Source organism: Tistrella bauzanensis (assembly GCF_014636235.1).
Lineage (GTDB): Bacteria > Pseudomonadota > Alphaproteobacteria > Tistrellales > Tistrellaceae > Tistrella > Tistrella bauzanensis.
Window position 1 is genome coordinate 1 of the sequence record NZ_BMDZ01000112.1, and the last position, 9717, is coordinate 9717.

The 9717-nt window shown below is 63.9% G+C and carries 6 protein-coding genes; all 6 read right to left on the bottom strand.

The genetic code is table 11. The features are described 5' to 3' along the window. Window positions 1-16 precede the first annotated feature (16 nt). Window positions 17-484, bottom strand: a complete 468-nt coding sequence (locus IEW15_RS24130; protein ID WP_188582881.1) for a hypothetical protein — start codon at window positions 482-484, stop codon at window positions 17-19. Between the two features lie 103 nt (window positions 485-587). Next, window positions 588-2729 (bottom strand): ParB/RepB/Spo0J family partition protein, encoded by a 2142-nt coding sequence (locus tag IEW15_RS24135; protein WP_188582883.1) that lies wholly within the window; start codon window positions 2727-2729, stop codon window positions 588-590. Between the two features lie 156 nt (window positions 2730-2885). Further along, a complete protein-coding gene (locus IEW15_RS24140) occupies window positions 2886-3851 on the bottom strand; it encodes an ArdC family protein (RefSeq protein WP_188582886.1) in 966 nt (321 codons plus the stop codon). A gap of 256 nt (window positions 3852-4107) precedes the next feature. Continuing rightward, window positions 4108-6156, bottom strand: a complete 2049-nt coding sequence (brxL, locus tag IEW15_RS24145; RefSeq protein WP_188582893.1) for a protease Lon-related BREX system protein BrxL — start codon at window positions 6154-6156, stop codon at window positions 4108-4110. A gap of 2 nt (window positions 6157-6158) precedes the next feature. Further along, on the bottom strand, window positions 6159-8495 hold the full coding sequence (gene pglZ, locus IEW15_RS24150; RefSeq protein ID WP_188582888.1) for a BREX-1 system phosphatase PglZ type B: 2337 nt from the start codon (window positions 8493-8495) through the stop codon (window positions 6159-6161). Continuing rightward, window positions 8492-9577, bottom strand: a complete 1086-nt coding sequence (locus IEW15_RS24155) for a hypothetical protein (RefSeq protein WP_188582890.1) — start codon at window positions 9575-9577, stop codon at window positions 8492-8494. Before IEW15_RS24155 ends, pglZ begins: the two co-directional genes overlap by 4 nt. Window positions 9578-9717: the final 140 nt, after the last annotated feature.

The following is a 9717-nucleotide window of genomic DNA, read 5'->3' on the forward strand; positions in this document are numbered from 1 at the left end:
AGGAGGACGGGCCGCCTCACGCCGTCCCAGGCGACGGTGACGCTCTAAACCAGCCCGCCGCGCTCATTGCGCGACAGCCTCCCGAGCCTTCAGGATCGGGCGCACCCGCAAGGATGGCTTCGGCCTTGGCGATCGCCCCCTCGAGGCGCCGGCGCCAGAACAGATCATCGTGCGGTCCGGTGTCCGGTATGTGCGCAACGACTTTGAGCAGGCCGAGCAGCACCTCAAAATGATCAGCCTTGCGCTGGACCTGTTCGCCGAATTGCGACGGAATCGGAAGGGCTGTGCCGCTATAGGCGGCGTTGCGCCCATCCCAGACGCCGGTGACGTAGATGTCGCCGGAGGTTTCGACGTCGGATTTCTCGTCGTCCCAGCCCTCGTCGGCGATGGCGAGCCCACAGGCGGCTTCGAAAGTTTCAGCCTCATAGCTGCGCTGCCGATAGACCGGCAGGCGGTAGGTGGTCTCGATGGTGAAGACGGGCATGCGGCCCTCCTGAAACAAAAACGCCCGGCGCGGTGGCCGGGCTGCCGGATTGGTTGAGGAGAAAGGATGCGCGGGACGGCCAAAACCGCCCCGCGCGATTGGGTCACTCAGCCGCGATCGTCTGCGGCTCGTCTTCTGCTTGCTCGGAAGGCTCGTCCTCGTCTCCGGCGAGGAATTCCGGAAGCGCCTCGCCCTCGCCTTCGTCGCCGACCTGGTCGGCTGACGGCGCGTCATCATCGACGGTGCGCAGCGGTTCCGGCAGCCAGCCGGTCTCGGCCAGGAGCCGTTCGGCCTCCTTCGCCATGTCGCCCTTCTTCAGATGGTCGATGAGCTGGGCGGCGCGCTCGCCTGCGCCTTTGCGAACCGCTTCGAGGATGCGGCGCTTCGGCACGCGGCCGAGATAGTTCTCGACGGTCGGACGCCATCCGGCCTCAACCATGTCGAGACCGACGGCCCGGGCGATGCGGTTGGCCTCGCCGATGCGCTGCTCGACGCCATGGGACGAAATACCGGCGCCATAGCGGTCGCCCTTCTCGTAGAGCGCGTTGACGCCGAAAGAGGCGCAATGCGCGAAGAGGGCGGCCTGATCGTCGCCGGTCAGGGTGGTGAGCCAGTCCCAGAGATCGGCCCGATCCTTCGGCAGCCGCTCCTCCCAGCTTTTGTGGCGTTCGGAGATCGCCTTGGCCGTCGGCGTATCCTTCAGACCCTGCGCCTGGATCGGGAAGGTGACGCTGCGAACGGCGACCTCCATGGCGCTGCCGGATGCGAAGTAGCGCGAGAAGACATCCAGGCAGAACTTGTGCAGAACCGCCTGGAACGCGACCGACGGCGTGGTCGCGAGCTTGTCGCGCAGCGCCAGCGTCCGTTCCGCAGTCAGCTCGGTCACAAGGCGGTCGGGCAGCGGCTTCACCACGTCGTCGTCCTCGTCCTCCGGTTCGGAAACCTGGCCGCCGATAGTGATGACCGCGCGCTGGATCACCGGCGCGTCGGGTTTCACGCCGTCCGGGCTTGCCGCGCCGGTTTCATCATCGCCGTCCTGTCCGGGCTCGACGATGGGCGCCTCATCCTCGGGACGGACGTAGCCGCGATCGACGGACAGCGCGCCTTCGGCGTCGACGCTGACGAAGACGCCGGCACGGGCGATGTCGGCGGGGTCGAAAGTGACGGGACGATCGTCGAAGGCGGCGAGCGCCGTTTCGATTTCGCCGAGCCGCTCGTCCACCTCGTCGGGCAACTCGTCTGCTCCGTCGTACTCGGCTTCGAGCTTCGCGTATTCGGCGTTGAGCGCGTCGATCGTCGCCTGCTCTTCGGGCGAAAGGTCGGCGGCAACTCCCTCCAACGCGCGGAGCCCGCGCGTGTGGCCATAGGGAAAGTCGACCGCGACCTCGATCCACTTCCAGCCCTCGGCCGCGATCTTCTCGGCCTCGATCTTCAGCTTCTCAGCGAAGAGACCATCGAGCAGCGCCACGTCCTCGAGCCACCCGCTGTCGTCGGACTGGAACAAGTCGCGCAGCACCACCCCACCAGCCGCCTCGTAGGCAACGAGCCCGACGAACACCGCCCGACGATCCGAGGCGCGCACCGTCTTCTCCGTCAGCATGCGCCGGATCTGATAGGGCTCCTTCTGCCAGGAGCCGGAGATCGCCTGCCAGACCTGTTCCTGGCGGGCGTGGTCGGAGGTGACGGTGAATGCCATCAACTGCTCCAGCGACATGCCGTCCTCGGCGTAGAGGTCGAGGAGGGTCGGCGAGACGGACGCCAGGCGCAGGCGCTGCTTCACGACGTTCACGCCGACGAAGAACGCCGCGGCGATGTCCTCCTCGGAGCGTCCTTTCTCGCGCAGGGCCTGGAAGGCGCGGAACTGGTCGAGCGGGTGCAACGGCGCACGCTGGATGTTCTCGGCCAGCGAATCGTCCTCGCCGAGGATGTCGGTGCCAGGATCGCGGACCACGCACGGAACCGGCGCGGTCTTCGCTAGCCGCTTCTGCTTCACCAGCAGCTCGAGCGCCCGGTAGCGGCGGCCGCCGGCCGGAATCTCGAACATGCCGGTCTCGGCGCCCTCGGCGTCGAGGACCGGCCGGACGTTGAGGCTCTGAAGCAGCGTGCGCCTGGCGATGTCCTCGGCCAGCTCCTCGATCGAGACGCCGGCCTTCACGCGCCGGACGTTGGACTGGCTCAGCACCAGCTTGTTGAAGGGAATGTCGCGCGAGGACGACAGGGTGATCTTGTGAACGGCAGTCGCCATGGGATGATACTCCGCGACGGGCGGCCGGGGACTCTCCCTCGACCTCCAAACCCGTCACGAAGAGCAGCGCAGCCCTCTTCCTCTGTTCCGGGCGTAAAGCCGGAAAGCAGGAGAAGCGGGTCTGCGCTTGCGAGGATTCACGGAAGAGGCGCGGTGTCACGCCGCCGCCGTCATGTGTTCGACGTCGTCATGGGAGGTCACGGCGATGAGCCGGTCGCTCGCCGGTAGAAAGTCGAGCAGGAAGTCCGCTGCCTTGCTCGCCTGTGACGCGGCGCGGACGATGGCGCGGTTGTCTTCACGCAGAACCTCAGCCCAGGAGCCGATGTAGTCGGCGTGCCGCACAGTCGGGACAATGCCGAGGGCCGCGCAGCAGAAGGCCGCAGAGATCTCGGCCACCAGCTCCTCGAAGGCGTACTTCTTGGTGCCGAAGGCGCCCGAGAGGTCGCGATTCAGGCGGTGCGGCGCTCCACTCGCGTGGGAACATTCGTGAAGCGCGGTCCGATGCCAGTTGATCGGCTCGAAGAACGCCTGGGGCGGCGGCACCTGCACATAGTCGCGGGCCGGCACGTAGAAGGCGCGATCCCCGCCAATGCGAAAATCGATTCCGCTTGCCTTGATTAGCGCCTCGACTTGGGGCTCGATCAAGCCTGGCGGGGGTGGCGGTGCGACGATCGCCACGTCCTCGGGCAGGTTCGCGCACTGCGCCGAGTTGAAGACCGTGAAGCGCTTCAGAAACGGAATGGCCTGTGCATCCTCGCCGGTCTCGCCGGCGCGTCGCTTCTCGTCGTCCGGGATGAAGCGGTCGGCATAAACGACAGTGATGCCGTGTTCGCCGCGCCGTACATGGCCGCCGAGCGCCAGCGCTTGGCGGAAAGTCAGCCAGCTCTGGCAGGGATAACCATGCTGGACGACAGCGCCCCAGAGAATGAGCACGTTGATGCCGGAATAGCCGCGCCCCGTGGCGGCGTTCTTCGGCATGGCGAGCGGCGCCTTCGCCGCGGCCGTACCCCAGGGCTGGACCCAGGGCAGCCGCCCAGCCTCCAACTCGCTGATGATCTTGGTGGTGATTTCGTCGTACAGGCTGGCGCGGCCGGGGCCGGCTTCGTGGTGGTGCTTGGACATCGCGGGTCTCCGCGACGGGCGCCGGAGGCCTTTCCTCCAGCCCTCAACCCGTCACGGCAAACCCGGTCCGCACTCTCACTCTAAACGGGGCGTTGCGGGGACCTCCCCGCAGAAGGGGGTGCGCCGGCGACCATGGCGCCGGCCAGGGGGAAGGCTTTCCCCTCAAGGGCCTATCGGATCGAAACCTCCAAATGACTCCCAATTGGCGGAGCGATGACTACCAATCAGCCGGGATGGAGGCCAAGACCACCGTGGGCTATTCCGTGAGCGCCTTGAATACCGCGTCGGCCCCATCCTTGTAGAACTCGATACTGATCTTCGTCCAAAGATCGTCCGGAAGGTCGTTCAGTTGCCGGCGTGCAGAGACAGGCATGAGCAGTGTCTGCGCCTGCTTGTCGATCGCGAGCTCGGCTATCCGGGTGGCGTTTGGGATCATCTCGATAGAGCCCCCGAGATTGAGGGCGCCGACGACAATCGTGCCGCCCCGCGTGTTTCGTCCGAGCAAGCCACCACACAGCGCGACAAGCACAGGAACGCCGAGGCCGGCTCCTGTCTTGTCGGCATCCATAGGACGCATCTGAAGCGAAAATTCCTCCTCTCTGGGATTGCGGTCTCCAACTAACTCCTTGGCTCTGGTGTAGAGGTTCTGCTCGCCAACGCGCACACTCTCGCGGAAGGCGGGTGGGGTCGGCTGGTTCAGGATTCTAACCCCGCTGCCGGGTCCACACGTCACCTCGATACGATAGAGACCGGGTCCGGTTTCACCCGTACCCAAGCTGACGCCCCAGACCTGGCCCGGCGGCAGAGGATCGCTCTCGATCGCTTCGTCGCTGTGCTGTTCGGGCGTCGAGACGAATTGCTCTGCTCCGTCCGAACCCATGATGTAGCTGAAGTGCGTGTTGCGGAACTCGCTCTTGAAGACGCGGCGCTGCTGCTCCTTGACGCGACGGCGGGATTCCAGCGCCACCCGCACGATCCATTCGAGATCCTCATCAGGCACCGGCGTTTCTGGGTCGGGGAACAGGAGCTTGGTCAACCCGCTGACTGTTTTGTTGACGGCTTCAATATCGCGTCCGCTGAGGGCGCCGCCGAGATGCACACGCCCTTGCAAGACCGAGACCCGGTTGCCAGACCGCAATCGGCTCCAACACTCGCTGAGAAAGTCGCTAACCAACCCGAAGTGATCGGTCAGATGCTCGCTCGGCTTCAGCTTCGGATAGTCCCAGCCAGGAGCATAGGCGTGGATACGATCCATGAAGGCGGTGTCATCCCGCATTTCGGGCGGCAACGGGCTGAGAAGGTGTCCGATCTTCTGCTGCTGCTCGACATCGACGTCGAGGTTGCCGACCATCACGATGCTGCCTTCGGCGCGAATGTTCTCCTTGCCGCGGCTGAATTGGCCCGAGGCCATATAACCTTTCATGATGTTCACGCCGTCCTTCTGGTCGAAGGAAATACCGGCTACCTCGTCGAAGCACACGACGTCGTATTGGCAGACCAACCCGCGCTGGCCGGAAGCGTTGTTCACGAACATCTTCGCGACGGTGGCCTTACCGCCAGAGATCAGGTGGGCATATGGAGAGATCTGTTGGAAAAGGTGGCTTTTGCCTGTTCCGCGCGGACCAAGCTCGATGAGATTGTAGTTCCGCTCGACGAAGGGGATCATGCGAAGGAGGACGACGCGCTTCGCCCTCTCGGTGAAGGCGGACGCTTCGAGTCCGATCGACCGCATCAGGAAGTCGATCCATTCGGCTGTGCTGAACCTTTGACGCGCCTTGGCGAAGGTGTCCAAGACATCGGATTTCGACATCTGGATCGGACGCAAACCTTCCACCTTGAATGGGCGTCCGGCTTTTTCCTGCGCGATGATGCCATCGTAGGCGAGCGTGACCTCGGCATAAAAGCCGTCGGTCAGCATTCTTTCATTTTCACGCACGTGTTGATCGTCGATGCGGACGTCCCTCAGATTCAGACTGGGGAGTTCCGCGACATAGCAGTCGTTCTTCGCGTCCAGGCGGGCGCGTAGAATGTCGATGATCTTGACCGATCCCGTCTCCTTCGCGCGGGCTTTGAAGAGTTCTTCTTCGCCGGTGCGGACCGTGCGATCTTTGAGCTGCTTTTCGACGATCTCCAGGCCCTCGGCGATTTCCTTCTCGTCAACACTGGCGCAGTAGCGCCCGAGTAGGAATTCAACCACGTAGGTTGGCACCGGGTATTGGCGCGAGTATTTCCGCACCAGATCCTTCCGCACGAGATAGCCATCGAAGACCGATGCGCCCAGACTATCGAGTTGATCGAGTTCCATACTCATGCGTCTTCTCCGACGGTTGTCGGCTTGTAATCGAGTACCCGTCCCGACGTATCGGAGAGGACAACCGAGGCAGCCGCGCCTTCATGTTTGTCATCCGCGACCGCAAGGCTCGCTTCGCCGTTCGGTCTCACTTCCTTGACGGCCGCGACGATGCTTGATGCCGCCTGTTTCCAGTTCAGTCTCAGGTCAACCTGTAGTCCGGCCGCGTTGGACTCGACCGTCACGCGGCATCGCATGCCGCGCCAACTGATGCCGGTAATCGTGGCGGCGACGGCGGCCTCGCCACGCTCCACGACAAGCTCAGGGATGACGCATTCCTGAAGGCTAATGCCGCCATGCGCATATTCCGTGTTCGCCATGAACGCGCCGATCCCCGGCGGCGAAGCGATGCGCAAGATAGGGTTCCAGTACCAAGGGTAAGTCGGAATATCTGGGGTAGAGCCGCCCTTCACCGCCGCACAGCGCGACCATTTGGTGGCGACCAGGTGCGGTGAGAGTTCCACCTTGGGCAAACCGCCGGGGAGAAGCAGCCACCCATGGTCCGTGACAACACGGATCCGGCTCCATCCGGCGGTCAGCAGAGCGCTGATGCGATCGACCAGCGCATCGACTTCCGGGTCTATCTGGCGAACGAGCAAGGCGTTGAGAGAGTGTCCCAGAGTGTCCAGCTTGCCGGTTTCCGTCCAACCGCCGCCCTCGCTGCTGACGGCCATGCTCGCCTGTTCATCATCGAGAATCGCGGTGCCGGCGCGGGCCATCGCATCGCGAAGCCGGGATGCCGTCGCGGGCTGGCCGTTGGTCGTGATGACGGGCGCGAAGTCCTCTGCATCGGCTTTGCCTGAGCACGAGCCATGCGCCGGGGAGGCGACCGGCTTCGCCGTCGCGGTGACTGTCGGAATCGGCGCGATGCGATGCGACATCCGCACTCGGAAGCCTCGCGCCTCCAAGCGTTCTTGCAGGATGGCGCCGACATCGAAGCGAAGGCCATCCGCGAAGAGAACGCACGCGTCCCGCTCTGCGCTGACGGAAGCCGTGAGCTTGCGCGAATCTACGCCTGGAGCGGACATCAATTCCTGAAATCGACGCGCCGAGCGATCGAGCCAGGGTTCGTAAAGGGTGCGGACGACCTTGGTGACAAGACCGCTTTCGCCACCTTGCTTGAGGCGGCCGAGGGCGTCGAGCGCGGCGCGGTCGCACTGCCAGCCGTGCACCGCATAGTCCGCCGCCATGGCTTCGGCTGTGGCCCCTCCGAGTGGAACCTTGGCCGCTTTGGCCAGCTTGCCGAGCGGCTCGAGTGCGATCGCGTAGGGACTTTCCCCGAGCTGGGCCCAAACCCAGCCTCGTCGCTCTTTGTGTTCGGCGTCCAGCGCGGTGATCCTGTCACAGGCCTGCCCGTGCGGCAGCGCAAGCGCTGCTTCCAGCTCCTTACGAAGCCTGTCTTCCTGCTCCTCGTTTAGGCCGGGCCGGCGGGAATGATCGGCGAGGCCGAGCAAATCGCGCGGCCGGGCCTGACGCAATGCGGTCGACACGCCTGGATAGAGTCGCGGCGCATCGCAGAACCGCTTCCAGACTTCGTCCCATTTCCCGCCGCCGTGGAGCAGTGCGTCGGCGGCCCCCTGAATTCCATCCTCGTCGGGATCGAGGCCGAATTCACGCCAGCAGATGTCCTTGAAAGTCGCCCAATGGGTCGGATCGCAGCGGCCCTCGAATCCATCCTTGTCGCTGATCCAAGTGAGCAAGTCGCGCACAGGATCGCCGATTGCCAATCGGTCGAAATCATCGGCTTCCAGGCGACGGCCGCGCAGCCCGGCAAGAGGCTCGGGCGCCAGCAGCACCAAGGCCCGCAGCATCGCGTCACGCGTGCGATTGTCCTTGGCTATGTCCAGACCGACGCCATCCTCGGAGGTGAGGAAAGCTTCGACGGTCCAGTCACGCCCGTTGCGCTGATGCCAGACGGCCCCACGGTATTGAAGCTCGATCAGGGGCTGAAGTTCGGCTGGGCAATCGCCGCCGGCCCGGAGGTCCTGCCGGCTTACCTTCGGCAGATAGAGGATTGGCACAACGTCGTGCGGCGGGGAGACCTCGGGCAAGCTCCGCTCGACGATGCACCGGAGCCAGATCACCGGCCCGCGGCGATCCTCGGGCGCGTAGGCCCCGAGCACGTAGAGCTGCGGCAGAACCTTCTGCAGCGTGGGGATCAACGGCCCCCAATGCCCGTCGGCATCGGTCCACAGCAGCGCTGTCGGCGGTGCGACGCCGTCGGGCGTGCGTAAGGCTTGCTTGAGCGAAGCATCGATCGCATCAATGAGAGTTCGGGGAGCGGTTTCGCTCACGGCTTCGCTCCCGCCTTGGTAGCGTGTCGGGTCCGCGCTGCCTGCTTGACGGCGCGGCTGTAATGCAGGTCGTTCCAGCGATTGCCATCGAACGTCGCGCCGCCCGCGAAATCGGGGGTGGTCTCATCCCAGCCCCAGAACCAGGGATAATCGGCCTTGGCGCGGTTGGGCTCCTTGCCGCGGTCCTTGTCCCACTTGATCTTCGGCGTAGCTCGGAGAATGCACGCGCCGTTCGTTTTCGCGCCGAGAGGACGCGCCGTCATGAAGGGGCGGATGTTCATCCGCACGCCGTCATTGATATCTGGGTCCCAGCCGATCGGCTGTTCGTGATGCGGCTTCCAACGGACGAAAATGTCATAGGGCGGCTCGCCCTCGAAAATCTTGGTGAGCTCCGCGCGCAGATGCTCGGCATGGGCGAGACGCGCGTCGGCGCCCTCTACGCCGACCTTCTGATCGGCGCGCTGGCGATCGATCCATTCACCGAGATAGGAGTAGATGAGTTTTTCGAGGGTCCGCTGGCCTTCGCCGTTCGGCGCGGCCAGACGATGGTAGTTGACCAGTGCGTGGAAGCCATCACGCCGTCCATCCCAAATGTGCCAAATGAACGGCCGCTGGAGGAAAAGCTCGCAATGCTGGGTGAAGAAGCCATCTCGCAACCAGTCGTCAAGCGACTTGCCGGCATAACCGACGTCAACGAGCAAGTTCGCAAGCTTTCCAGCCGACCACTCAGCGCCGAAGGCACCGGCGAGAAGTGCGTTCAGTCGTTGCTCGGCGGGTGCTTCGCCTTTGAGGGCGCTCAAGCAGACGATTCCGTCGCCATCGACGTAGGCCTCTAGCCCGTCTGCACCAATGGCGGGACAATCGTGAAAATCGGAACCGGTTTGGCGGGGCCACCGATAACCAAGCAATCGAGCAGCGGCGACGTGTAGCGACTGTTGTGCCGTCTTGGGATGGCCATTGAACAGCCATTGCGGCGGTTGATTTGACGAAGGGGTAGGCAGCCCGTTCGGAAACATCTCGCTCGCGACATTGCGCCAGTGCGTGATGTCAAACGGGACCTTGACCAGAGTCTTGCAAGTCACTTTTACGGATTGATCAATCTTGCGGATATCTCTGCCAAAAATTACGGAGGAACAGTAATACCAAATCTCGTGAGTCCTGACTCATACCAAATCTCGTGAGTCCTGACTCATAGGGGATTCCCAAACGGTCAGGAGTTCGA

Bases quoted from the DNA above. Each gene is read 5' to 3' on its own strand.
- IEW15_RS24130 (WP_188582881.1), bottom strand. From the start codon at position 484: ATGCCCGTCTTCACCATCGAGACCACCTACCGCCTGCCGGTCTATCGG.
- IEW15_RS24135 (WP_188582883.1), bottom strand. From the start codon at position 2,729: ATGGCGACTGCCGTTCACAAGATCACCCTGTCGTCCTCGCGCGACATT.
- IEW15_RS24140 (WP_188582886.1), bottom strand. From the start codon at position 3,851: ATGTCCAAGCACCACCACGAAGCCGGCCCCGGCCGCGCCAGCCTGTAC.
- brxL (WP_188582893.1), bottom strand. From the start codon at position 6,156: ATGGAACTCGATCAACTCGATAGTCTGGGCGCATCGGTCTTCGATGGC.